This window comes from Candidatus Poribacteria bacterium, from assembly GCA_026702755.1.
Taxonomy (GTDB): Bacteria; Poribacteria; WGA-4E; order WGA-4E; family WGA-3G; genus WGA-3G.
Window position 1 is genome coordinate 137468 of record JAPPBX010000096.1, and the last position, 25756, is coordinate 163223.

At 47.5% G+C, this 25756-nt stretch carries 16 protein-coding genes and 1 pseudogene; 5 read left to right on the plus strand and 12 right to left on the minus strand.

Features of this window, described 5'->3' with window-relative positions; all coding sequences use genetic code 11:
• Positions 1-53 precede the first annotated feature (53 nt).
• Complete coding sequence (locus tag OXH39_19530; protein ID MCY3552654.1) at positions 54-1124, minus strand: BMP family protein; 1071 nt, start codon at positions 1122-1124, stop codon at positions 54-56.
• 338 nt (positions 1125-1462) lie between these two features.
• On the opposite strand from OXH39_19530, the gene OXH39_19535 reads away from it, so the two are divergent.
• From OXH39_19535 to OXH39_19550, 4 genes are all read left to right on the plus strand, one after another.
• Positions 1463-2308 (plus strand): PmoA family protein, encoded by an 846-nt coding sequence (locus OXH39_19535; GenBank protein ID MCY3552655.1) that lies wholly within the window; start codon positions 1463-1465, stop codon positions 2306-2308.
• The gene (locus OXH39_19540; GenBank protein MCY3552656.1) at positions 2309-3940 is read left to right on the plus strand and encodes an ABC transporter ATP-binding protein; all 1632 of its coding nucleotides are present in this window, start codon (positions 2309-2311) and stop codon (positions 3938-3940) included.
• 132 nt (positions 3941-4072) lie between these two features.
• The gene (locus OXH39_19545; protein ID MCY3552657.1) at positions 4073-5131 is read left to right on the plus strand and encodes an ABC transporter permease; all 1059 of its coding nucleotides are present in this window, start codon (positions 4073-4075) and stop codon (positions 5129-5131) included.
• A gap of 131 nt (positions 5132-5262) precedes the next feature.
• Positions 5263-6195 (plus strand): ABC transporter permease, encoded by a 933-nt coding sequence (locus OXH39_19550; protein ID MCY3552658.1) that lies wholly within the window; start codon positions 5263-5265, stop codon positions 6193-6195.
• Between the two features lie 229 nt (positions 6196-6424).
• Here OXH39_19550 and OXH39_19555 read toward each other — a convergent pair whose 3' ends face one another.
• The 11 genes and pseudogenes from OXH39_19555 to OXH39_19605 all read right to left on the minus strand — a co-directional run bounded on the left by OXH39_19555 (position 6425) and on the right by OXH39_19605 (position 25117).
• A complete protein-coding gene (locus tag OXH39_19555) occupies positions 6425-9586 on the minus strand; it encodes a BamA/TamA family outer membrane protein (protein ID MCY3552659.1) in 3162 nt (1053 codons plus the stop codon).
• Positions 9587-9814: 228 nt separating this feature from the next.
• Positions 9815-16294 (minus strand): hypothetical protein, encoded by a 6480-nt coding sequence (locus OXH39_19560; protein ID MCY3552660.1) that lies wholly within the window; start codon positions 16292-16294, stop codon positions 9815-9817.
• Between the two features lie 22 nt (positions 16295-16316).
• Entirely contained in the window at positions 16317-17333 is a 1017-nt protein-coding gene (locus OXH39_19565) for a TlyA family RNA methyltransferase (GenBank protein ID MCY3552661.1), read from the minus strand.
• Positions 17334-17357: 24 nt separating this feature from the next.
• On the minus strand, positions 17358-19217 hold the full coding sequence (gene dxs, locus OXH39_19570; protein MCY3552662.1) for a 1-deoxy-D-xylulose-5-phosphate synthase: 1860 nt from the start codon (positions 19215-19217) through the stop codon (positions 17358-17360).
• Positions 19218-19235: 18 nt separating this feature from the next.
• The gene (gene xseB, locus OXH39_19575) at positions 19236-19424 is read right to left on the minus strand and encodes an exodeoxyribonuclease VII small subunit (protein ID MCY3552663.1); all 189 of its coding nucleotides are present in this window, start codon (positions 19422-19424) and stop codon (positions 19236-19238) included.
• Positions 19414-20670 carry an exodeoxyribonuclease VII large subunit gene (gene xseA, locus OXH39_19580; GenBank protein ID MCY3552664.1) on the minus strand — a complete coding sequence of 419 codons (1257 nt, stop codon included), beginning with the start codon at positions 20668-20670 and terminating at the stop codon, positions 19414-19416. Before xseA ends, xseB begins: the two co-directional genes overlap by 11 nt.
• A gap of 138 nt (positions 20671-20808) precedes the next feature.
• Positions 20809-21585, minus strand: coding sequence for a TIGR00282 family metallophosphoesterase (locus OXH39_19585; protein MCY3552665.1), 777 nt, complete (start codon positions 21583-21585; stop codon positions 20809-20811).
• 92 nt (positions 21586-21677) lie between these two features.
• Complete coding sequence (gene pyrE, locus OXH39_19590; GenBank protein ID MCY3552666.1) at positions 21678-22199, minus strand: orotate phosphoribosyltransferase; 522 nt, start codon at positions 22197-22199, stop codon at positions 21678-21680.
• 170 nt (positions 22200-22369) lie between these two features.
• Positions 22370-23344 (minus strand): annotated as a pseudogene (selD, locus tag OXH39_19595) (selenide, water dikinase SelD).
• A 160-nt stretch (positions 23345-23504) separates the two neighbouring features.
• Positions 23505-24404, minus strand: a complete 900-nt coding sequence (locus OXH39_19600) for a sugar phosphate isomerase/epimerase (GenBank protein ID MCY3552667.1) — start codon at positions 24402-24404, stop codon at positions 23505-23507.
• Complete coding sequence (locus tag OXH39_19605) at positions 24404-25117, minus strand: HD domain-containing protein (GenBank protein ID MCY3552668.1); 714 nt, start codon at positions 25115-25117, stop codon at positions 24404-24406. The genes OXH39_19600 and OXH39_19605 overlap by 1 nt, the downstream gene beginning before the upstream one ends.
• Before the next feature lie 235 nt (positions 25118-25352).
• Between OXH39_19605 and OXH39_19610 the strand changes: the two genes are divergently transcribed.
• Positions 25353-25736 carry a four helix bundle protein gene (locus OXH39_19610; GenBank protein MCY3552669.1) on the plus strand — a complete coding sequence of 128 codons (384 nt, stop codon included), beginning with the start codon at positions 25353-25355 and terminating at the stop codon, positions 25734-25736.
• Positions 25737-25756: the final 20 nt, after the last annotated feature.

Below are 25756 nucleotides of genomic sequence, written 5' to 3' on the forward strand. Positions count from 1 at the left end.
TTTGCTGGCGCGCTGAAAAAACACGCCAACAACACACGATTTAGAAGAATATGTTAATCTTTGTCGTCTTCCTTTTCGGAGAAGTCGATTTGTGGCACCTTCAACTCACCAGCGAGGATTTTGGCTTTGGCACCTTCAACAGCTTTTTGCACCGCTTCCGGTACCTTACTTTTCAATGTAGGACTATAGGTAAGTGTGATCGCTTCGTCGGTTAGCATGTTGAAGGTATAGATTTGCGGTTTAAACTTGCCTTCTTTAATGATCTTGGCGATTTGCACAAATGCGTTCGGTGTAATCACTGCGTTTGCAATCACAGTTGGAGATATATCGCTTTTATCTCGGTTTGCCCCGAAGGTGTATACCATTCTTGCCTCTTTTTGGGCGGTTTCAGATTTATTAAAAATCTCAGCGGCTTCATAGGCACCGAGTCCAGCTGCGTCAGCATTGGGAAAAATAAAGTCAACGCCTTCGCTAATCTGTGCGAGTGCGAGCTCCTTGCCTTTGCCGATGTCCTCCCAATTTCCGACGTATACCCAAGATACCTCTGCATCAGGGTTCACGCTTTTTGCACCGCCTTCAAACGCCATAAACGTGCTGTTAACAGATGGGATGTTCTGTCCGCCCATGACACCGAGTTTATTTGTGTTGGTCATCATACCAGCAATCATCCCTAATAGATAAGCAGCCTGCTCAACACGAAAATTAACCGGTGAAATGTTGTCGGTGATGGTGCCGCCGGAAGACGTAATGAAGATCGTCTCAGGAAAATCCGGTGCGACTGCTTTGGCGGGGTCTTGAAACTCATACCCGTGTCCGAAAACCATGCTGTACCCATCAAGGGCATAGGCACGGAATTGTTCTTCCTGATCTGTGGGGGTTCGGGTCTCAGCATGGCTGATTTCCGCACCGAGTTGTTTTTCAATTTCTTTCAGACCTTCATACGCTAAAGCGTTCCAACCCGCATCACTAATTGACCCAGGAAGCAGCATGGCGACCTTAAATTTTTCATGTCCTTTTGCTTCAAGGTTTGTGCTACCGATTAGCATGAGTCCGATGATGAAAAGAGACAGGTGTAATGCATAGATTGCAACGTTATTTCGTAACTTGTAAGATATTTGTATCATGTCAAAATTTCCCCTTTTTTACCAAGAATATTTGAGATAGTATAGCATGTTTGCACGAAAAATGCAAAGTGTTAATAACATTGTCTCAGGTTATTAATTTCTTCTGTAGGCGGGATCTCCAAATCCCGACTTATCCATAGAAAATGATTGGAATCAACAAAAAGGTACTTGCTTGAATGGCTGAAAGTTGAAAATTGCTATAAATTTTCTATTGACACCTCTACACAAATCACGTATACTTTTTTCTGTTATTTCGAAGAAGGGATCGTAAATAATACAATTCGTGCTTTTTTATGGCGAAGAGTCCACATTAAATACAAATGGAAAATATGAAAAACATGTTTGAAGTCAAAGTAAATGCGAAAACACATTTAGTTGTTCAAAGCGATACAGGGCGTTGTTTAGGTGGTGTCGGTGCTAATTTTTATCGTCCCTTCGTTTTTCCGTTCTATACGCCAGCAGGACATACCGTTGTTCAGGAGTTCGCCTTCGATCATCCGTTCCACAACGGTATTTTTGTTGGACAAGGACCCGTGCAGGTCGGCGAGAGGGAAGCAGGTTTTTGGGCATCACCGCCTCGCCGCTCTTGGACAGACAAGGTTTTTGAAAAACTGGGACGGATGGACACGCAAAAAGAGGTTGAGATTACCCCGTATACCGATGGTGTTCAGTTTGTTCAGAATGTTATCTGGCGGGATGAAAACGAAGAACCGTTAATTGACGAAATCCGCACTGTCAATCTTTACGCGCTTGATGATGCCACAGTCTGCGATATGACGAGCGAAAAGATTGCATCCTACGGTGCTGCGACATACCCACAGACGAAGTTTGGAAGCATTGGCATGCGTGTCGAGCCGAGACTTCTGCCTGTCATGGGCGGTATTGTCCTGGCGGACAGCGGACGTAAAGGGAGCGTTGATGTCGTTCATGAAAGCGAATCGGACTATGTTGCCTATCAGAACGTGCTAACCGGACACGGACAGTTTGGTGTTTTTATGTCAATCCTTGATGAGAATATTCGGGGTCCGTGGTTTATTCGGGATTATGGGATGGCACTTTATAACCCGACTTGGACGGGTCCCGTATCAACACCAGCAGGTGAGCGTTGGAAAGTTGCGCTTCGATACGTCGCTTATGATGGCGAATTAACGGCGGGAAGAGCCGAAAAATGGTGTCTGCTGTAGATGGACAAAGAAAACATCCTTGAACTTCGGAATGTTACGAAGACCTTCGGCGATTTTGTTGCTGTTGACAGTGTTGATTTTGCGCTCCAAGCCGGTGAAATCCACGCGATTTTAGGAGAAAATGGTGCAGGGAAGTCCACGCTGATGAATCTTATCTATGGTATTTACCAACCATCAGCGGGACGGATCTATGTTACGGATCGCGAAAACTGGCGGCACAGATTCCGAGCGAAGTCGCCGCGTGATGCGATTGCGAACGGTATTGGCATGGTGCACCAACACTTTATGTTGGTTGAAAATCTTACTGTCGCTGAGAATATCGCTTTAGCTCTTGGGCAATTAAAAGGAAAGCAGAAAGATCGGAAGGATGGATCGAAGAACGGAAGGATGGATGCTTCTCAGTCTTCCAATCTTCCACGCTTCCTGTCTTCTCTTCCATTCCGTGCTTTTTGGTTTAAGAAAGAGGATGCGATTCGTATTACTGAAGAGCTCTCGGAACGGTTCGGTTTAGCTGTAGATCCAACTGCGCTGGTCCGGACGCTTTCGGTAGGTTTGAAGCAGCGTGTAGAGATCCTTAAGGCACTTGCTGTTGATGCTCGGATTCTGATTCTCGACGAGCCGACAGCTGTCCTGAGTCCGCAAGAGGTTGAAGGCTTCTTTACAATTCTACGCAAACTCCAAGCTGATGGTCGCGCAATCATCTTCATTAGCCATAAAATGAAAGAGGTTTTGAGTATTAGTAATAGGATTACTGTCTTGCGACGCGGCAAGAAGGTGTACCTTGGTAAAACAGGGGCACTCACTGCACGAGAACTCGCGCGGGAAATGATTGGCGAAGAAATTAGTGAGGTTGAACGTTCAGCCAGTTCGCACCTCGAAAGCGATCCACCAGATAGCGTCCTACAGCTTTCAAACTTGACGGTACTCGGCAATCGGGATGAGGTTGCGGTGTCAGATGTCTCTATGGAGACGTGTCGCGGTGAGATCGTCGGTATTGCGGGTGTAGATGGCAATGGCCAGCGCGAACTCGCTGAGGCGATTATGGGTTTACGACACAATGCATCTGGCACGATAAGCATCTTGGGTGCTAACCCGAAAGGGATAAATGCAGTACGACATCGCGGTGTCGGCTATATCCCTGAGGATAGACAAACGACAGGTGTCATCGCAGCGTTTTCAGTTACGGAAAACCTCTTGTTAAACGTAACCCACTTAGAAAACATTGCTCAGTGGAATATCCTTAACCAGAAGAAAAAGCGTGAAACAACAGAAAACCTAATTGCTGATTATGACATCCGCCCCCCTAATCCTGATATTCCAACTTCTGCCCTCTCTGGCGGCAATCAACAGAAAATCGTCATCGCCAGGGAAATCTCACTTCAGCCCGACCTCCTTATCGCCGTCAATCCCACACGCGGTTTAGATGTCAACGCCGCTCGCTATGTACACGAGAATTTGTTGGCACAACGCGACGAAAAGAAGTCTGTCCTCTTAATCTCAACAGAACTGGACGAGGTACTGCTGCTGAGCGATCGACTTTATGTCATGTCGAGAGGTAAACTCATTGAAGCGACTGCAGAACGCAACAACATCGAGGCACTCGGATTATTAATGACGGGGGAAGGGTTATAAGTTATCAGTTATAAGTTAAAGAGGTTCCTTGCAGTAATTCAACGGGTCTTGGAATATTCCAGAGCAAGGTTGATTGTTCCCAAACGCCTCTTAACCAACAACTTATAACTAACAACCGACAACCCTTAAAACATGATAGTAAAAAAAATCAATATTCACTGGTTGGCAACACCTGTTATAATTCTCGCGAGTGCGTTTGTCACAAACGCCATTATAATGTTGCTATGTCATTATAACCCGTTAGAAGCTTACCAAGCAGCGGTGAGCGGTGCGTTCGGTAATAGTAGGAAATTGGGAGAGACATTGGTGAAGAGTACCCCGTTTCTGATGGCAGGACTCTCGGTTGCGATGGCGTTTCGGTGTGGGATATGGAATATTGGTGCTGAAGGACAATTTTTGATAGGGGCGTTAACGGCGACCTGGTTTGGGACGAAGCTCGCTCCATTTTTCCCTCAAAACACGTGGATTGCTGTACCCATCTGCCTCTGCTTTGCCACACTCGCAGGCGGAATATGGGGACTCATCCCTGCCGTCCTTAAAGTGACACGCGGTGTCAATGAAGTTATTAGTACGATTATGTTGAACTACGTCGCTCTCCATCTGGTGAGTCTGATGATAGATGGGGGTCCATTGCAGGAAACAGCGCAACGCGGTCCGCAGAGCGATCGGATCGTCGAGTGGATGTTTCTCCCACGGCTTATCCCACCGCATCGAGTTCACTTGGGTATTATCATCGCTGTAATATTGGCGATTATTCTCACGTTCGTTCTCTTTCGGACGGCGTTTGGGTACCAACTCCGCGCAGTCGGAGAGGGTGCTGCTGCAGCGGAAGCAGCGGGGATTTCGATTGTACAAAACACGCTCCGGGTCTTTTTTATCAGTGGTGCACTTGCAGGACTTGGTGGAGCGATTGAACTAACTGCGCTGACCCGTCGACTTTTTCTCAACTTTTCGCCCGGATACGGTTACACAGCAATTGCTGTTGCGCTGTTAGCGAAGTTGAATCCATTGGTGACGGTTGCTGCTGCCCTCCTGTTTGGCGCGCTGACAACCGGTTCGTATAGCATGCAACGCGAAGTGGGTATCTCTGACAAAGTAACGTTCATAATGCAAGCAACAATTCTGCTTTTCGTTATTGGTTATGGTTCTATCCAACTTTTCCGTAAGCGTGCGACTGCACAGGAACAGTAGAGGGAATAGTTATCAGTTTGCCTCACAGTGAGAGTTACAAGAGGGTTCTGTTAAACGAAAACCTCTTAACTGAAAACTGAAAGGTTTTCTGAAAGAAAACCGTACTGAAAACTGACAACCCGTACAAAAATATGTTTGAAGAGATTCTTTCAGCTACAATTCGCGGGGCAACCCCGCTTCTACTCGCGGCGTTAGGCGAAGTCATTTCCCAACGTGCGGGTGTGCTTAACATCGGTATTGAAGGGATGATGCTCATCGGCGCGTTCTTCGGGATGGTAGGTTCCTTCTACACGGCGGAACTCGTGATGTTCGCACCGTGGTTTGGGCTTCTGATGGCAGGACTCAGTGGACTTGTCGCTGCCGCGTTGTTTGGGCTGTGTGCGATAAGATTGCGTGGGGACCAAGTTGTTATCGGCACAGCGATGACACTTTTGGCATTGGGTTTGACAGAGGTCATCTACCAGCGACTCTTTGGTGTAACAGGCATCGCGCAGGGAGTGCCAGCGTTTCAGCAGATAGACATCCCCTTGCTTTCACAGATTCCTTTCCTTGGATCTGCCCTGTTTTCACACAATATCCTTGTTTTCATCACGTTTCTGCTGGTGCCGTGTGTCTATTTTTTCCTGTACCACACGCAACCCGGGCTTCGGATACGCGCCTGTGGTGAACACCCAAGGGCGATTGCCGCTGCTGGCTCTAATGTCCACCGTTTGAGAATGCTCTGTTTGTTATTTGCGGGTGCTATGGCAGGCATGGCGGGCGGTTATCTCTCTATTGCCGATGTCCCGTATTTCACGCCTGGGATGACAGTTGGACGTGGGTTCATCGCTTTGGCGATCGTTATCTTTGGGAAATGGCATCCTGTGAAGGCGTGCGGTGCTGCGCTGCTCTTTGGACTCGGTTCAGCATTGGATGCGCGGTTCCAAGCATTGGGGTGGGAAATCCCGTACCAATTGTTTTTGATGTTGCCTTATGTGCTCTGCTTAGCAGTGTTGGCGGGGTTTGTCGGGCGTGCCGAAGCACCCCTCGCGTTGGGAAAACCCTACGGCGAATCAGAAGAATAGTTTTCAGTACTCAGTTAAACGCTTGTGTCGGTTACTTTTAGTGTTACTGCCACAAAACCCCTCTTAACCGACAACTATTATAGTAGAATCCGAAAATAAGTTTATATTTTGAAAAAACGCGCCCTGCTTCATGAACCCTGTAGGAGGGAATTCCGATTCCCGACTCTTCCCCTAAGAGTGTATAAGTAATTACGGGATCTACCATAACTCGTAAATGATAACTATTCCTCTAAAAAGTACTGCCGAGGCGAAGGTGGAAGGCTCTGTAGCGATCTAACGCACCTGGAACAGATGCGAGTGGGATCGCGTAGTCTATTCCGCCGGTGAGAGCACCGAGATCCAAGTAAAGTCCCGCACCAACAGAAGATGGCAACTGCGCTGTCGTATTGACATCTTCCAATGAATTCCAAACATTGCCAACGTCAAAAAAGAGCGCGCCGCGGATCCACCAATAGATCGGAAAGCGTAGTTCTGTATTAAAGATGAATTGTACATCACCGCGATGGATACCTGCGCTATCTTCAGGACCGAGAGAGCGTTCCGCGTAACCTCGAACTGTTGTCCCTCCCCCTGCCCAAAACCGCTCAAAAGAGATCAATTCCGCGCGACGGCTTGAGTGCAACCCAGTGGTGATACCGAATCGGAGTGCGGTTGCCAACACAAGTCCCGGGTTCCCGCCCGCTACTGAGAAGGGACCGACGAGTTTTTGGTAGTATCGGGTATCTGTTGTGGCTTTGATAAAACCGGTTTCGCCCTGCAAAAAGCCACCCGCATATTCAAGTGTGAGCGCGTTTAACATGCCACCCGTAGGATTCAGATAACGCACACGGCTATCATAGGTCCAGGAAAGTTGAACACTGCTCACAGTTGCACTGAAAGGGTTCTGCGCCTCAGAAAAACGGATAACTTCGAGTGTTTCCGGCATCAATGGAACCGGTTGGTCCAAGTCTCGGTAGCTATATCTTAGATCGAGGTGGTGCGATTTAAACAAGTCCCTGCTGAGAATAAAATTCCCTTGAAGTGCACGGACGTTATCGTCGACCTCTAATTTCTTGGCTAATACCTGTAAACTCCCCCGCGTCCGTCCAATCAACCACGGTTCCGTGAGCGTCGCATCGAAGAGATAACCTAACTCATCTCGCCACCCAAGTCTGCCGCGCACGCGCCCCCGGATGTTCCGTTTAAAGAGAAAGTTGCTATCTGTTAGTGCCAATGTTCCTCGGAAACCCTCTGCGAAACTGTAGCCGCTGCTTAAACTGTACGTCCGCGGTTTCTGTTTTTCGACCGTTATTGAAACATCATTGATTTTCCTTGGGCGAGGTGTCCCTGTGCTGCGGGTAGGCTGCGAGAAACGTTCATCTTTAACGCTGTGAAAAATCCCTAAACCGTAGAGATTTTGCAAGGCACTGCTTAACCTCTCTGCCGTCCAAAGGGTTCCCTCAAGATGTGTGACCTCCCTTTCAAGCACATGTCGCTTCACAACGTCCGTATCCCCTTCAAAATAGAATTTACCAAAAACTACCTGTTCACCTTCCGTATCCACGTTGAGTTGGAGGACACCGTGTTCAAAAACCTCAAGGTGCGTCGCTTCCTGTCTGAGTGTATAGCGAGGATTGCCTTCAATGTCTTGGATGCTCCAGCGGTTACCAATACGGGTTGCTATGTCAACACCAGCAAGCGTAAGATTGTGCTCTTTAAATTTTCTTCGGACTTCAAGAGGAAGTCTGCGCGCATCAAGGGACTCCGAGAAATTACCTGCAACGCGAAAGGCCGGGACTTCCGAGTCTGGTATATACCTGCCACTCGCCACTGCATCAATATACCCATGTTCATGATAGGCTTTTACGATTGCATTTCCATAGGTTTGTCGTGCAAGTGAGGCATTTGGCTGTGGGAGGGGGAGTTCACTTTGCAAACGCTCCAGAAGCGTAGTAGTATCTAACGCTTTGTTACCACTGATGTTACATCGGTGAATTATCTCTTTGCGTTCTTCAGTTATTGTAAGATGTATCGTGACTTCACCGATGTCAAGATTGTTGGGGCTCTTTTTATCAAGTACTCTTTTGATGGATGCCTTCGGATAACCTGCTCTTGCGTATAGAATTCCGAGTCGATCTATATCTGTGTCGAGTTCCTGTTCATAAAAAAAACGTTTCTGTTCTCGTCCAAATAATACCCTTGCAATGTTCGCTTGTAAGTTTCGCAAGAGTCCCGCTATAGGTTTTGTGGTCATCTCTTGGAGCAGTTTTGAATCCGAGAACGCTCGATTCCCTAAAAAAGTGACGCGCTTGACGACGTAGCGTGTGCCGGGGTTGATAGTGAGTTGAACACTGGATTCATCCGGGGTCTCCTCATCCACAATGGTGTCGTGGTAACCTTCGGTTTTAAAATAGGATTTTATCCTTCGTTCCCACATAGAAGGAGAAGCCGTGTTAATGAGAGGTGCTATATCTTCTCTGAATGCATCTTCAAGCAATAGCGGAAGTTCACCGATGTTCCGGACGAACTTCAGCTGGACGTGCTTACCTTCGTTGATATGAAATTGCAAAATACCGGTTTCATGAACGAAGGTCGGCGTGATCATGGCAGTCGGATAGCTGCTTTTGTGGTAGAGGTCTAACATGGATGCTACATCGGCTTCCACGTTGGATTGATTGTAAATCGGAGAGAGGCGGCTAAAGTTACAGACCTCTTTAAGGCGGTTTGTCGAGATAGCAGTGTTGCCCTGAATTTGCAGTATCTTAATAGTTGAGGCAGCCCCTGGGATTATCTGGTAGGTTAAGATGCCATCTTCGGTGAGAGCATCGGCAACCGTGACTTTCGCCTCGAAATATCCATGCTCTTGACATGTCCTTTCGATACGGCTGATGTCGGTTTTGACAATTGTCGGGACATATCTCCCACCTGGCTTTGATCTCATCGCATTTTCGATGGTGTTCTTGAATTCGTTTTCAGGGATTCCAGAGAGCACAATTTCCTTGATGCGCGCAAAGGGTGTTAGGTCATAGGTTAAAATGATGCCATCGGGGGTGTCTTGCGAGTAAACCCGAATTTGGGAATACTGTTCTGTCGCATAGAGTACTTTGATACTCTGTTGAATAGCACTTCGGGATAACCTGTCACCGGCATACACGACCGTTTGACTTCTGCGTATATTGAGGTGCTCTGTCGTTTCCTCTATGGGGTTTCCGTCTATAGCGTACGCTATCTTCGCGATGTGTTTGCGTTTGAGTTCTTCGCTTAGTGAAGGTGTGGTTTCACCCGATGTCCTTGTATCGCGTGAGATTTCTGTCGGTTCGTTTGCTTCTACGGATTGTAGAAGAAAACAGCAAAGCACCAGAATTAGCCAGTTCCATACTGTCAATGTGTAGTTTGAGCACAGCCTATGCATTTTCCGTTTTCGTTCGTCAGCAGAATGGTTATTGGAGGAATAGTTTTAACCATCAACTCGCGCCTTAGCAAAAGTATCTGTAGACGAGTTGATGGTTAAAGTTATAAGTTCGGTTCTTCTGCGAAAAAACCTTTCAGTGGTTAGTTAACATTCTGTGGCAGTAACAAGGTTTGTACCTGCCACAAGATATTTCTTAACTGGAAACTGAAAACTGATAACCGATAACTATTAAAAGCGTCCCTTGAGCTCAACGTCAATCCCGTGTTCCCTTCTTTCGTTCGTCTCAAATTTAATGGATATGTTTTTGCCAAGTGGGTACTCGGCACTAACAGAGCGTACGTCTTCCTCAAACGGGCGGTGAAGGCTAAAGGCAAGCTTCCCTAACTCCCCTGAAAGTGCGAGATTACGAAAAAGGAAAGCCGTAATATCTTCATCTGTGAGGACCTCAGTTGTCGTTTCAGAGGACGCGCTCAGGGTGAAATTAGGATTGTTTAGCGTACCGGTAAGGGCACCAAACACCTGAAGATCGACTGTGGTTTCATTTCTCGGCAGTATTCCACGAATACGGTTCGGGGTCTGGAGACGAACGTTGAGCACTGGATTAAAATCGACAGTACTCTGATTGCTGATTGTAGAACCTTCAACGATTTCAAAGGTTTGCGCAAAAAATCCAACTTTCCCCGTAAGCACTGAGACGTTTCCACTAAAAACCGGTTGATTAATTGGCCCGATGAGTCTGCCTAAGCAAGCAATCTCAATATCTGTTGGTCCGGTAATGGATGACAGCACACGAAAATTGTTGGGAATGTTGATATCCACATCAAGATGTAAATCGCGTAGAATTGGATAGTCTAATAAAATATCTGTTTCCTTGACTGAAACCCCCGTGAGCCAATCCCGAACGATTTCCCAGTTTTGTTGATAGTAACCTCCATTGATATGAAGGTTACCTGTTAAACGTGGGCGGAGAAGTTCACCTTGTAGGAAAAACTCAGTGGAATCAAGGTCTACCCGATACTGTCCTTGCTGTTCAAAGACCATTGATGTCAGGCTGGCTTGCATCTCCAGCGTTGGCGGTGTCTGCCATATCCGTCTGTCTGGCGGAGCTGTCATATTACCTCGGACCGAAAAGTTGCCTCCATTCAGCATACCATCAAACTGCGTAATGCTTGCCCCCTTTTCCGATAGCTGAAGCTTACCTTCCACATTTTCAATATTGATACCAGCATCCGGGAGTTCAAACCCAACATTTTTAAAAAGAATACCACCGTTGGCTTCTGGGGTTTCCATGGTCCCTGTCAGTTCGACATGCATTTCGCTTGTACCGGTTGTCGTTCTAAGTCCGGGAACTACAAATCGCAGCATGTCAAGGTCCTCTACTGCAATATCCAAGATTCCTCGCATTGGCATCTGCTGGAATTCCGTCCAGACTTTTTCTGGGGACTGTTGCAGTTCGATAAAAAACGGGATTAGTTCAAGTTGATAAGGCATGCTCCACGAGAAGTTAAGCTGGTTTTCACCGAATGTTGCTTTAAGGTATCGTCTCTCTGAAATTTCCCACTTCCCGTTCTGATATCGGATTCTCCATCGCAGGTCAATCGGGACATCATACAGATAGAGTTCGGCGGGTTCATTTTCGTGCCGCCGCAGGGTTATCTTCGGATTTTCGCTCGTGCCACTCATCTGTAGACTTCCCGACAACGCGCCAGTAATCCGATACGGTGCCGGCCACGTCTCAGTTATCGCTGAGACATCAAAATTCCTGAACCGAAGTGCACTGTCAAATTCTCCATTCACCGACCATTTGCTTTCGGCATCAATACTAAGCGTTGTTTTGGCTTCTTCAACCGTGTGCACGTTATCATTGATCTCGGCTGGTTTTTCATCTTCGTCGGTGAAAGTCTGCGTAACCGGAAAGGAATACTCGTTTTCAAGGATAAATGCTTCAGATAACGTTACTGTCCCTGCATTCAGGAATATCTGAATCGGTTGCGGGTCCTGGAAGTCGTACTGCCGATCCAGTGCCTTAAAACTAAAACGAACACTCTTAATTAATAGATCTGCGCTTGAAACTGCCACAAGGTTCGCGAGTGAGGGAACCTCTTGGATTTGCGGAAATGGCACGTTTTCTTCACTTGTCAGAAAACTGTCAAGAGGGACTGTTAGTTCATTGAGTGTCATGTTTAAATGTCCCTCTACTTCTTCGAGTAAGTCTGGTGGTAATGAGTGCTGAACCGTTGAACCGAGTGGGAATAGTTCAAATCTCAATCCGGCTAATGTGAAGTCTTTAGGCGTTAATCCGTCTAATGCCAATTGACCGTGCTGAAGTATACAGTAACCTGTGCCTATATCAAATTGGAGTTCTGTGACATCAATTGCGCCATCGTCTGCCTTGAGTCGCATCTTCATGTTCTGGATCGGTTCGTGAAAATTCTTCAAAAGAAGTTGCGGTGCCTCAAGCGATACATTCCCCATGATGTAGGGATCGCGGCTTGTACCTTGTAGTGCTAAATCTATGTCAACCGTGCCATCTGCTTCTAAAGAAAGAGTATCAATCCCAGGAAAAAAATTGAGGGGCAGTTCACTACCTCGGAGACGCATGTTGATCGGTTCGGCGAGGAACCGATCAGATATGTCCATCGCCACGAATGTCAGGTTAAACGGAATAACACCCGTGAGAGTTAACATATCCGTCCCATCTTTTAGCGTGATTCCAATGAGTTCTATCTCACTGTTCCTGTATTGGACATTTCCTGTCCACTCTTTTTGATTGAGCGTGCCGTTCCATCCTGCTGTGATATTAGGTGCGTCAAGCGTGCCACCAATATCAATGTTCATCAATGCTGTCATCGTAGGAGATGTGAGTTGTAAGGGGATATGCCCAGCGAGAGTCTCCGCCGCCTCAGTGATTCCGCTCGGATCAGATCTGAATTGGAGCGGTGCACTGTTCCTAAGACGGAAATCGTAGCCATCAAGTTCCAGTTTGCTTATTTCACCAATTACTGTAATCCGCTGTGGGTCTAAGTCTGTACCACTCAGCTTCACATATCCTGAAGCGACACCATAGTTCCCAACCTCTACTTGTGATGCTGACACATCAATTTCAAAATAGTTGTAGGGGTTGGGTGCCCCAACCCCTACAACTGCTTTTCCTTCGGCACGGTAGGTGCCATCTCCGATCTGTCCGTTCGCCTCTGCCTTTTGAATCCGTACAAATTCTGAATCGAAGTTAATATCTACACGAAGTCTCTCCAGTGTGATAGCCGGGATATAAGAGGCAAAACGAATCGGACGCTTTCCGACTGTTTCAGCGTATAGTAGCGCAAGAGGTTCAGCGAGCGTGCCGCCAATCTCCATTGAAGTCTCTAAAATCCCAGTTATTCCGTTACCGGAGCCAAAATTATCGATAGCTTCCATCGGCAAAGTGGCGAGATCCAAAGCACTTGTATTGACGCGGATGTGTAATTCCGAGTTGTTAACTTCCTCCGGGTCAACATCAATGTGCCCTCCCAGAGTAATATCGTTACCCAGGAGTTTGAAAGCACAATCCTCAAGACGCAGCGTCTCCTCCTGATATATTATTCCCCCCGCTGCATCCGTTGCGTTAATATCACCAACTTCCGTTTCTAACGTGAGTGTCGGAATTGCCCATTCTAATCTGACAATGGGTTGGGCGGATGTTCCGGTCACGTTCAAGTCATAACGAGCCGTACCGGCTTGCAGCATACCAAGCGGAAGTCCTAATACATTTCCAAATGGAGGCAGCGCGAACTCATTAGATACAGCGTGCAGATCCATCGTCTCGCTTTTTGCATCGAATGTTCCTGTCAATGCAATAAAGGAGGATTTGTCTTCGGATGTCCTTAGAGAGAGCGCGTCAATTGTCCATTTGTCGTCTTTGAGATGCAAGCGAATCGGTTCAGCATTTGTGAATTCAATTCGGTGGTCTGCTGTATTCTCGTAGTGGAGTTGAGCGGTAGTTACGAGAATATTGACATCGTAAGGATAGATCTGCTGTTTGTCGGATTCAGTAGTTTCGTTTTCAGGTGATGGTGCGAGGTCCTCCAATGTACCGGTTATTGATGCCCTCCCATCAGCGGTACCTGTAACCGCCTCAAAAGCCGGATGCAAGATGCTCAGAATCGGTTTAACCCTAAATGCTTTGTTCTCCGCTGTGAAATGGTAGGGATTCCCAGTATCCATACTGACGTAACCCCGAATCCGGCTCGTTCTTTCAAACCCATGTCCATGGAAATCAAAAATATCGGGTTCACCGGTGGTGTCTTTCCGTTCTATGAGTTTACCGAGCAGGGAAACATCACCGAGCAAATGTTTGGTGCCGCGTCCGTTATTTAAGAAAGTTACGTCTGAGAAATCGAGTTCAACCCGAAAATCGGCATCTTCAGGTTTCCTGAGCGTTCCAACAACCCGGACATCGAATTCTCCTTCAAAGGGGAAATCAGAGAGTTTCGCTGCTTTCGCAATTTCCTCTAAACGAACTGGGGCATCACTTTCAAGGAGGATGTCGTAGTCGGAATTGGAAGCGACCGAAACATTGAGCGTAACCTGCTGTCCGCGTGTCGTTATCTTAAAGTTCGGTAGTGTGACGTTGTAATCCTCAATCTCTAAAGGTAGCGTTAAGGGATCCAAATGGATGCCCCATGCCACGCCCTTGGCGACACCGAAGTTAGCCCTACCATCCAGATTGATGAGCGTTCCGTCTAATTTGAGTTCGCCTCTGATCTCACCATCTACTGGATATTCTGCCCCTAACAGGATCCTTGGATAATGTTGAACGTAAACAGGATCGGCAACAACGCTGAAATTCGCAGGAAATTCGCCTTCAACATCCACAGTCCCGGTAATTGTTGCGCGACTCTCATATTCGGTTTTAGTAGTTATCAATTGTCGGTTGTCAGCCATCAGTGAAGAGGCACTTGATACATCGTCCCCCTCTTTAACTGATAACTGACTACTGATAACTGATAACTTTTCTATCGTGTCTTTCGTCAGCAAGCCGTTTTCAATAAATACCTTGCCATCGTGATAACGAAAATCACCCATCAGCAGACCGATCGGGATGTCGTTAAATGTTGCCTCTGGAATCTCTATGGATCCTTTCAGTATACCGTCGGAGAGCTGCGCGGACACTTGGGCTGTACCGCCAATATCGGCACTTTTGGCAAGCTGCATTAGGTCGTCAAAGTTGACACCGGACAGGCGAATATCTAAAACATCTTGCTGTGCTAAAGGGAAGGGTCCTGTAATGTTAATCCCGGTTTCATCAAGGTTGCCATCTGCTGTCAAATTGCCATCTACTATTGTGCAGTTGAGCGTTGAATCCTCAAATCGGATCTCGTCGAGAATCGTCTCCATCACTGCTATCCGGCTGTCAAATTTGAGGCTTGAGATGTCTCTGCTATTGCCGTTGAATTCGGCGGTACCTGAGAGGATTCCAGCACCGTCTGCCAGGTTTTCTGGGAGTTCGACGAACATTGACAGGAGCGGTATCAGTTGCACTTCTGTGACAGACCATTTCCCCTTGTAGTTAAAGGGATGATTTACGAGTTGTTGAAATTGCTTCAACAGGTTACCTTCCGGTGGGTTTTCTAACGTAACACTCCCGTCACTGGTCATAGTGCCATCGGCAACTTGTACATGAAATGTTTTTAGCGTGAATGTCGGTGTGGGTTCAGAATTGAAATTCGCTTCAACATTGAGGTCTGCCAACGCTATGCTGGCGAGGATTGTATCCTCGCCTGTCTGTGAATTGTTTTTAGCAATAGAGAAGGTCGGCATCTCCGCAGTGAGTGTGCCGTCTAAAGTGGAATCTGTGCCGTTCACTCTCAGATTTGCTTTTACAACACCCTCAAGGTTTATATCTTCACTGAGGAATTGTTGTACGTCTGCGACATCGAGTTCTAAATTAACACGACCATCCCAAGAAAAAGGGGTTTTTCCGTGGGTATATCCGCCTGTAACTGTCAGGTCTGAATTGCCAAATTTGATGCGGAGATTCTTTAGTTCGTTCTTATTGGCTAAGATCGAAAACTCGGCATCAAAGTTGTCAATTGCCGTTTCGGAACCGTTAAACGTAAAACTGCCAGTCTCAATTTTCAGAGCTCCGTCGTGTTTCCATGTATTGAGAGGTCCCTCCACTTTGACAGAAATTCCATTGATCGTTATGTCAAGATTCCGTTGTGTGTCAATGTAGTTGATCCTTCCGTCGGTAAAATCGAGCAGTTCAATTGCAAAACCAAACTGTAGCGTATTTTTACTGGACGGGTCTTGTGGCGTATTTTTAGTAGACGGATCCTCTTGAAAGATGTTGGATAGATTGAGACTCCCATCAGGATTCTGATTCGCATGGATCTGGGGGTTATCTACCTTTAGTTTCTTCACCTCGAATTTACGAGTTAGAAGTCTCAGCGGATTGTATATAAGGCTGACTTCCCCTGTGGAAATTACAGGTTTGCTTTCCTTGGAAATCTCAACGTTTTTAACACTGACACTTCCTAAGATGTTCCCCTCTATCTTGCCAATGCTTGCAGTGTAGCCATCCGTTATCCGATTTTTTAGTTCGGTCTCCAGTCGTCTCTCTACCCAATTGAGGAAAGTCTGTGAACGAATGAAGAAGAAAGTGCCGAATAGCCCAACAATAAGGAATATTCCGAGGAAAATAGATATTTTTAGGAGTCTTTTTCGCATCTTCGTTTTCCTATGGGAGCGATCAATTTCCAAAGACTTCGTGAGCCTCCGCTACAATCTCAGCAGTTGTTTGTTGAGGTTGTAGATAATCTTCCGGATTGCGTGCTTGAGAATTTGGGTCGATTGTGAGCCAAAGCAGATATTCAATATTTCCAATGTCTCTGTGAATTGGCGAATAGGTCACGCCCATCACTACGGCTCCGAGTTTCTCCGTGACGAAAGCACGCAGGTTGTCTATTGTTTGGATGTGTACCTGTTTATCGGACACAATTCCACCCTTTTTGACGTATGCCTTCCCGGCTTCAAATTGCGGCTTGAGCAGTGCAACAATATCATAGTTGTCGGTTATCGGTTGTCGGTTTTGACCAACAACTCGCGCCTTAGCAAAATTATCTGTAGACGAGTTGTTAGTCAAGGTTAAAGAGGACTCTGATTTAGTCAATCCATCTCTTAACTGACAACCGAAAGGTTTTTCGCAGAAAAACCGAACCGATGCCTGATAACCATTTTGCTGTGTGATGAGTTTGATGACGCTCGGCAGTACTGTTCTCAAGGAGATAAAGGAGACATCAATTACAGCGATAGAGATAACGTTTTCGCTGTCGTTCAACGCTTCTGTTTTTACGCGTGCTGGTGTTAGATGTCGGATGTTCGTCCTGTCAATCGTCTGGACTTGTGGATGCTTACGGAGTTTCCACGCGAGTTGTCCGTAACCGACATCAACAGCATAGACGAATTTTGCACCGTGCTGGAGGAGACAGTCTGTGAACCCCCCCGTTGATGCCCCGACATCAAGCGCAACCCGATTCTGAACGTCTACATCAAAGGTACGTAACGCCTTCTCTAACTTGAGTCCGCCACGGCTTACATATTTTTGTTGCTGCTTGACGACGACCTTCGCATCGGCTGGAATCTGCTGTCCCGGCTTAATTTGGGTGTTTCCGTTAACGGCGACTTCGCCCGCGAGGATAAGTCGTTTCGCCTGTTCCCGACTCTCTACGAAGTCGTGCTCTACCAGAAAAGTGTCTATCCGTTGCATTGTTTTTATTGAGATGTCTTGGCATCACTCTTGCTGTTGCATTGCCTTTGCTGTACGGACGATTGCATCGGCATCGCATTGGCATAGGGCATAGAGGTACTGGACATCCCCATGCTCAACGAAATCGTCTGGAATACCGAGATTCGTAACCTGCACGTCTTTGATACCCGCTGCAGCGAGTGCTTCCAAAACTGCACTCCCGAAACCGCCCATCACCACACCATCTTCTATCGTAATTACCTTACCGATGCGTTCTGCAAGCGGAAGGATCGTTGCAGTATCTAACGGTTTTACGAAGCGTGCGTTTACAACCGTCGCGGAAATGCCTGAATCCGCTAAGGTCTGTGCAGCTTCAAGCGCGGGATAAACTCGGTTGCCAATAGCGAGCACAAGGACATCTTCACCTTCTCTAACGACTTCGCTTTTTCCGATCGGTAATGCCTTCGGTTCCGCAGCAATCTTTACGCCTATGCCGGTGCCGCGCGGGTAACGAAACGCAATGGGACCATCTTCGTAGACCAGAGAGGTTTTTACCATAGATTGTAATTCGTTCTCGTCTTTCGGTGCCATGACGACCATGTTTGGAATAGAGCGGAGATATGCCAAATCGAAAACGCCGTGGTGTGTTGGTCCGTCCGCCCCTACAAGTCCGGCTCTGTCCAAAGCGAAGATAACTGGAAGGTTTTGGATGCACACATCGTGTAGGACCTGGTCGTAGCTCCGTTGAAGGAAAGTAGAATAGATGGCGGCGACGGGACGCATCCCTTGTGCAGCAAGTCCGCCCGCAAAGGTGACAGCGCACTGCTCTGCCAATCCGATGTCAAAGCATCGACTCGGAAACGCGTCGGCAAACTTATCAAGTCCGGTACCACCCGGCATCGCTGCTGTTACACCGACGATTCGCGCATCGCGTTTCGCTAACTCAATCAAGGTTCGGCTGAAGACTTCCGTGTAGGCGGGTGTTGTGGATTTCGGTTTGATTGTTTTTCCCGTCTCCAGATTGAAGGGACCACTCACACTATAGAACCCAACAGGGTCTTCCTCTGCTGGCGTATAGCCGCGCCCCTTTTCGGTTACAACATGGAGTAAGATGGGACCGGAGAGACTGCGAATCCCAGTCAGGACCGGTATTAACGCCTCTAAATCGTTTCCATCAAGTGGACCGAAGTAGCGAAACCCGAATTCCTCAAAGAGAGTACCCGGTTTCAATGAAGCCTCAATTTTGCGCGCAACTTGCGTTGCATCTGCCGGTATTAAGTTGAGCAATTCTTTGACACCAGAGCGGAGGAAGTTATAGTGTGGTGAACTTGTGAGTTTATGAAAATGTTTTGAGAATGCACCGACAGTCGCTGAAATAGACATGTTGTTGTCATTGAGGATGATGACCATATCGTTTTTGAAGTCGCCGGCAGCGTTCAACGCTTCAAATGCCATACCGCCTGTTAATCCACCGTCTCCGATAACAGCAACGACTTTGTAATTCTCATTGGTAAGGTCTCGCGCAGTGGCGATGCCTAACGCGGCGGCGATGGAGGTGCTGGAGTGCCCGGCACCAAAAACATCGTATTCACTCTCGGCTCTGCTGAGGAACCCACTGATACCCCCACTTTGTCGGAGGGTTGAGAACGACTCTCGCCTTCCAGTAAGCAGCTTATGCGGATATGCTTGATGCCCGATGTCCCAGATGACTTTGTCGCGTGGGGTATCGAACACTTTATGTAATGCTACCGCCAATTCGACGGTTCCGAAGTTCGGCGCGAAATGTCCTGGATGCTGTGAGAGCACCGCCAATAAATAGGCGCGCATCTCTTCAGCAAGTGCTTTGAGTTCGTCGATCTCAAGTTTTTTCAAGTCTGCCGGACTATTGATTTTTTCTAAGAACATGTTATGAATCCTATTTTTTTAAGAGTTATCTGTTTCGAGAACGTTTTCTATGCGTTGTTCTGCGTTTTCAAGCATCTGCCTGCACGATACAGCCAAACCGATGCCTTCCTCAAAGAGTTTGAGGGAGTCCTCAAGCGGTAGTTGGTTGCCTTCTTCGAGCTGTTCAACAATCTGTGTTAGTTTTGTGAGTTTTTCTTCAAATGTCATGTTTGATCTCCATTTGATGATCTTCGTCCAGTAATTCCTCAACGCGACAAGCGAGATGTCCCTGTGCCAATTGCACCTCAATTCTGTCGCCTATTGATACCTGTTCGGTTGATGTTAGGATTTTACCATCTGTTTTTCGACTGATACTATATCCGCGCTGCAATGTGGCTAATGGACTTAGGGCGTTTAGACGTTGTGCGAGTGTATGGAGTTCGCGTTCGCTATCGGTACGTCGGCGTTCTGCTGCGGTACGACAAGCAGCCTCTAAAGTGTCCACTGTCTGATACAACTGATATATTGCATCCTTGCGCCGCGTTGGTGCAAGCCGCGTCTCAAGTTCCTGTATACGTGTCTTATGTCCTTGCAGTCGGTTTTTCGTTATCTCGCGAAGCCACGTGTCGAGTCCATCAAGTTGTGCGAAAAGTTCGTCCTGGTCTGGAACAATATGTTCAACTGCTGCTGATGGGGTTGGGGCGCGATGATCAGCAACCATATCAGCGATTGTGAAATCCGTTTCATGTCCGACAGCAGACACAACCGGAATCGTAGCGGCAAAGATTGCGCGCGCAACACGTTCTTCGTTGAATGCCCAAAGGTCCTCAATCGAACCCCCCCCGCGTCCGACGATTAACACATCTATATCGTCTCGCTGATTCATTATCTCAATTGCCTGCGCAATTCCTTCTGGTGCCCCATCGCCTTGGACAAGGGTCGGATGCAGCAACACTTCGGCTAACGGATAGCGTTTGCGAAGTTGCTCGCAGATGTCTTGGAACGCTGCACCTGTTGCAGAGGTAATCACGCCGATTTTCTGCGGAAATTTTGGCACCGGCTTTTTGTACTCGGCATCAAACAAACCTTCTTCGGCGAGTTGCTGTTTCAATTCCTCAAAGGCTCTTTGCAACGCGCCGATTCCAAGCGGCTCTACGGCATTAACCGTAATTTGGTATGACCCTTGAGGGGCGTAGATACCGATCCGTCCTTGGACCAGCACCTCTTCGCCATCACGTGGTAAAAACCGAAGTCGGGCCGCACTGCTCCTGAAGAGAACACAACTGATTTGACTATTCGCATCCTTGAGCGTGAAATAGGTATGTCCAGAACCTGCGCGCCTACAATTTGAAACCTGACCTTGCACCCATACCTTTTGAAGATGTGGGTGTTGCTCTATCAGATTTTTCAACAAATCTGTTATTTCACTGACACTACGGACAGTCCTTGTTGGCATCGAGAATTCTAATTGCATATTAGTACTCAGTTATCAGTTATCAGTTAAGAGGTTTTCGGGTATCCCAAAACCTCTTTCTGACGACTGAAAGATTTTTTTCGGAGAAAAAAATCGCCCTGACGACTGATAACTATTCCTCTGACAACTGACAACCATTCAATATTGCTGTTGCAACGGCACGATGTTCACTGCCATTCCTGTTGTTTCGTCTAATTCTATCTCAGCACCGCAGAGTTTGACGTTGTCTTTGGCGACAGCAAAACGGGTGGGCATCATCGTCAAAAACCGTTCAAGTACGTGATCTATTCGTGTCCCGATAACTGAATCGTAAGGACCCGTCATACCGACATCTGTAATGTAAGCAGTGCCTTGCGGAAGGACGCGCGCGTCCGCTGTCTGAACGTGGGTATGTGTGCCAACTACCGCCCCAACCCTGCCATCTGCGTGCCAACCCATCGCCATTTTCTCAGAAGTTGCCTCTGCGTGAAAGTCGAGGAGGACATGCGGTGTTACCGCTTTTACTTCAGGTAAAATCTCGTTGAAGGCGTGAAACGGGTTGGTGTAAGGACTCATGAAAAGCTGCCCGGCGAGATTGATGACACCGAGTTGGGTTTGTCCATCATCCGAGGTAACAATGGTTACACCGCGTCCGGGAACCTCAGCAGGATAGTTCGCGGGTCGTATCAGCTGCGGCGTTGTATCTATAAAGTCGAAAATATCTTTATTATCCCAAACATGATTTCCAGTAGTAATTGCGGAGACCCCAGATGCCAAAAGGTGGTCAACGATTTCAAACGTTAACCCTTTTCCGCCCGCCGCGTTTTCTCCATTAACAACAATAAAATCGTAGTCGTACTGATGTGCTTGCAGAAATTGCGTTGTCGCAGTTCTACCTGGATTTCCGACGATGTCTCCAATAAACAGTATCTTCATTTGCTCCTTATCACTTTCTACATAAAATTGTTTAGTTCCTCAAGTACTCTCTTCTGTAGGAGCGATCTCCCGATCGCGATGCCTGCTGATTGCTACTCTCCTTCTAACTCTGCGAGCGTGAAAACGGATGCAAAGGAACAACCGAGTGCGTTAATTTTCGCTTCACCGCCTGCTTGTCGGTCAATGACTGCTATGACATGTTCGACTGTGTATCCCTCGGCGCGGATCTGTTCAACTGATGTACAGACCTGCCCCGCGGTTGTAATCACATCCTCTATGACGACAAGTGTGCTACCTTCCTTAACGCCTCCCTCTATGAGATTACAGGTGCCGTAGGTTTTCGCTTCCTTTCGGACGTAGAAGCAGGGCAGTCCTGTTTGCAATGAGAGCGCGGTTGCGAGTGGAATACCACCTAATTCCAAGCCTGCTAAACCGTCACATTTCGACGGCAGCAGTTTCGCCATTTCTTCAGCGATCGCAATGAGTAGCGTTGGGTTACTCTCAAACCGGTATTTGTCCCAATAGAAGTTGCTTATATTCCCAGAGCGGAGTAAGAATTCTCCTGTAAGATATGAGGCGGTACGAATCTGTTTTGCGAGTTCTGTTTTTGTCATTATTAGTTGTCAGTTTTCAGTACGATTTTTCTGCGAAAAATCTTTCAGTTGTCAGTAGCTTTCAGTTGTCAGAGCGGTTTTTCTGCCAAAAACCTTCAGTTTTCAGAAAAAGAGTTGGGATACTCCCAAAACCTCTTAACTAACAACTGACAACCGAGAACTGACAACTATTAAAATATCTCAATGTGTGCAGTTTCGCCTGCTACCACTTCTCCGATAACAGCGGCTTCGGGGCAGTCGGCGGCGTGGAGTTCTGCTAACGCTGCATCGGCATTCTCAGCAGACAGTGAGAACAGCAAACCGCCGGAGGTCTCCGCCTCCATCAGAATATGATGCATCACTTCACTATTCGTATGGAAGGTGACCTTGTCCTCAAGGAATGTCATATTCGCGAGATAGGCTTGCGTGTAGGTGTCTTGCGCAACAAGCGCAGGCGCGTCTGCAAAGTAGGGCACTGCCCTGCTGTCAATCTTCAGACGAACATCGTTACCTGCTGCCATCTCCGAGGCGTGCCCTAACAAACCGTAACCTGTGACATCCGTGCAAGCACTGGCACCGTATTTTAGCATTACAGCAGATGCGGAGGCATTGAGACGGGTCATCGATTCAACAAGTTGTGGGAGGATAGCGTCGCCGATTTTATCGAATTTCAGTCCGGTCGTGAGGATACCGATGCCGAGGTTCTTGGTTAGGATGAGGACTTCACCCGGACGCGCCCCGTAGTTTTTGACGAATTTTTCTGGATGCACGATACCCGTTACGGAGAGTCCGTACATCAGTTCCGGTGCATCCACCGTATGCCCACCGACAAGCGCAGCACCTGCCTCAATAGCCTTCTCCGTTCCACCCTCGATGATGTCGCCGAGGATAGGAAGCGCAAGGTCGGCTTTGGGCCAACAGGTGATGTTCAACGCCGTTTTTGGGACACCGCCCATGCTATAGACATCGCTCAGTGAGTTCGTCGCTGCGATCGCACCAAATGTGTAAGGATCGTCTACGATAGGTGTGAAGTAGTCCACGGTGTTGACGAGCGCGATCTCGTCGGAAATGCGGTAGATTCCGGCATCATCGGAGGTTTCGGTACCGACGAGTAGGTTCGGGTCGGTAGATTTCGGGATTTTACCTAAAATGTGCGCAAGCTCACCCGGAGCGAGTTTTGATGCTCACCCAGCACATTTCACGGTTGCTGTTAGACGGATTTTCTCTTGTATCATAATAGAGTTGTCAGTTGTCGGTTGTCAGTACTCAGTTTAAAGAGGACCCTGATTTAACCAAGCCATCTCTTAACTGATAATTGTTAACTTGTTACTGCAGATCCTCCAAGACGGATTTTACGTACGCCACGCTCCTGCCATCCTGATGGAACTGATCGCCGTCGCGGATACCCTCAATCGCCAGATAGCCATCGTAGCCAGCATCAAGCACCGCCGCGATCGCGAAGCGGTAGTCGATTTCACCATCGGGCAGCGGGACTTGGACGTAGATAGCCGTTTCCAGATCGGGTATATGTACCCGATAGAGGCTCTTGCAATGCCAATAGTTGACGTGTGGTGCAACTGCTGTGATTGCGGCTTCACACGTCTCCTCTGGAATATCGTAGGTCCAGTAGACATTACCTAAATCCGGGTTTACGCCAACGTTCTGTGCGTCGATTAATTCTAACAGACGGAGCGTTGACGAACTGTTGTCCGCGATTGAGTTTTGATGGATTTCTATGGAGATCTCAATGCCGAGATCCGCGGCGACAACGGCGGCTTCACTCACAGCCTTGGCAGTCCGTTTGTAGTCTTCATCATTTGCTTGGCGGCTTGATCCTTGTGAGACGGATTCACCACGATATGTGCCTTTTCCCTCTGGATTGTCGGGGGGTGTCGTAACAGTGGAATTAACAATACCGCTGCCCATCTTCGCAGCGAAGTGAACGGCATCTATCATGCGTTGTTTGTTTGCTGCAGCGACTTGTGGGTCCCTCGCAGCACCACCGCCACCGCGAATTGCGACGCACGGCATACCTGCGTCTTCAAGTTCTGAGCGGAGCGTCTCAGCTTCAGCGTCAGAGAGGTTCATCGCAGGAAGTTCAATTCCCTCGAATCCAATCTTGTTGACGTGTTTCAAAAACCGTTGTCTATCTGTTGTATCAGTGGGTAACGCCCCACCGTTGTAGGGATACGATGCACATCGTCTAAAAGCGTAGGCTATCTTCATTAAGGCTCTCCTTCAAATAGGTATGCTACAGCCTGCTGAAATTCTTGAAAAAGTTGAGGGTTTAGAGCATCCATCGCCTCAGGAGTCTCCCGGGCATCATTGCTGTCGGAGGACTCTTCTTGGAGCGCGGTATCTTGGACATCGGATTGGGTACTCACACCGTTATTCTGGTTAGATAGTGTAGCACATTCTCCGCTTTTTTGTAAAGCGGTACCTCGGTCTGAGATTGCACCGAGGATGCTGCGATAATACCATGCTTGGTCTTCAATGCCACCGTGAAACCGATCCCACACAGTATCACCAATGACATCGTATTCTGAAATGATAGTGCGTAGATTGTGGAGTTTGTCGGCACATGTTACAATACAGACTTCAGGGCTAGCGGTTCGTAACGCTTCGATGCGTTCGGTTTTACGTGCTCGCCACCGCAACGCCTTGTTCTCCGAACACCCATCGACGATACTTGCGATATGGTCTCCAAAACGTTCCCGAATAAATTCCAATGTCAGTTCGGTGTCTTCGACAGTATCGTGGAGGATGCCTGCAATAATCACCGCTTCGGCGCACCCCGCTTCCATTAAAATAAGTCCAACAGCGTAAGGGTGTGTGATGTAAGGCGTGCGGGTACCTTTCCGATATTGCCCGTGGTGGGCTTCGGCGGCGACTTCTATCGCTTCTTCAATCCTGTTTTTCCCTGTTCCGTTCTGCGTCATACTTTCCAATTGGTGCCTGTAATTGTCGTAGCTCGCTGTTAAAAAATTCGAGACTTAAAGATTTTTAAATGATACACTATTTTCAAGGCATCCGTCAAGACTTTTTTGGGTGATTTGGGTTATAAGTTATAAGTTATAGGTTATAAGTTAAGCCTTATAGCAGTTGGAAAGGTTTAGCATGACACAAACACTCTTAATTTATAACCATAAACCAAAAACCGAAAAGGAGCATATATTGCAGAATTTCAAAAACTTAGAAGTGTGGAAAAAATCTCATGCATTAACATTAAGTGTATATGAATCAACATCCCAGTTCCCCCGCGAAGAGATATATGGATTGACAAGCCAAATTCGTCGAGCCTGTGCATCCATACCGACCAATATAGCTGAAGGGAGCGGGAGAGAAAGTGCAGCTGATTTCGCTCGTTTTCTTCAAATAGCAGTCGGATCCGCAAGCGAAACCGAGTATCTTGTTCTACTCGCTCGCGATCTGAAATACATCACCGCAGCACAGTACACCGAATTAATAGGGACAACGATTCGCGTGAAGAAAATGCTTATCGCTTTACTAAAGCGTGTCAGAGCTAGTAGTCTGTCACATTTATATTGCTGGATATAATTTGTTGAGTTTGATGCGTG

What these genes read in the sequence shown, in the direction of transcription:
- OXH39_19605 (MCY3552668.1), bottom strand. Translation starts at nt 25,117, where the DNA reads ATGACGCAGAACGGAACAGGGAAAAACAGGATTGAAGAAGCGATAGAA.
- OXH39_19550 (MCY3552658.1), top strand. Translation starts at nt 5,263, where the DNA reads ATGTTTGAAGAGATTCTTTCAGCTACAATTCGCGGGGCAACCCCGCTT.
- OXH39_19560 (MCY3552660.1), bottom strand. Translation starts at nt 16,294, where the DNA reads ATGCGAAAAAGACTCCTAAAAATATCTATTTTCCTCGGAATATTCCTT.
- OXH39_19545 (MCY3552657.1), top strand. Translation starts at nt 4,073, where the DNA reads ATGATAGTAAAAAAAATCAATATTCACTGGTTGGCAACACCTGTTATA.
- OXH39_19540 (MCY3552656.1), top strand. Translation starts at nt 2,309, where the DNA reads ATGGACAAAGAAAACATCCTTGAACTTCGGAATGTTACGAAGACCTTC.
- OXH39_19600 (MCY3552667.1), bottom strand. Translation starts at nt 24,404, where the DNA reads ATGAAGATAGCCTACGCTTTTAGACGATGTGCATCGTATCCCTACAAC.
- pyrE (MCY3552666.1), bottom strand. Translation starts at nt 22,199, where the DNA reads ATGACAAAAACAGAACTCGCAAAACAGATTCGTACCGCCTCATATCTT.
- dxs (MCY3552662.1), bottom strand. Translation starts at nt 19,217, where the DNA reads ATGTTCTTAGAAAAAATCAATAGTCCGGCAGACTTGAAAAAACTTGAG.
- xseA (MCY3552664.1), bottom strand. Translation starts at nt 20,670, where the DNA reads ATGCAATTAGAATTCTCGATGCCAACAAGGACTGTCCGTAGTGTCAGT.
- OXH39_19565 (MCY3552661.1), bottom strand. Translation starts at nt 17,333, where the DNA reads ATGCAACGGATAGACACTTTTCTGGTAGAGCACGACTTCGTAGAGAGT.
- OXH39_19530 (MCY3552654.1), bottom strand. Translation starts at nt 1,124, where the DNA reads ATGATACAAATATCTTACAAGTTACGAAATAACGTTGCAATCTATGCA.
- OXH39_19555 (MCY3552659.1), bottom strand. Translation starts at nt 9,586, where the DNA reads ATGCATAGGCTGTGCTCAAACTACACATTGACAGTATGGAACTGGCTA.
- xseB (MCY3552663.1), bottom strand. Translation starts at nt 19,424, where the DNA reads ATGACATTTGAAGAAAAACTCACAAAACTAACACAGATTGTTGAACAG.
- OXH39_19535 (MCY3552655.1), top strand. Translation starts at nt 1,463, where the DNA reads ATGTTTGAAGTCAAAGTAAATGCGAAAACACATTTAGTTGTTCAAAGC.
- OXH39_19585 (MCY3552665.1), bottom strand. Translation starts at nt 21,585, where the DNA reads ATGAAGATACTGTTTATTGGAGACATCGTCGGAAATCCAGGTAGAACT.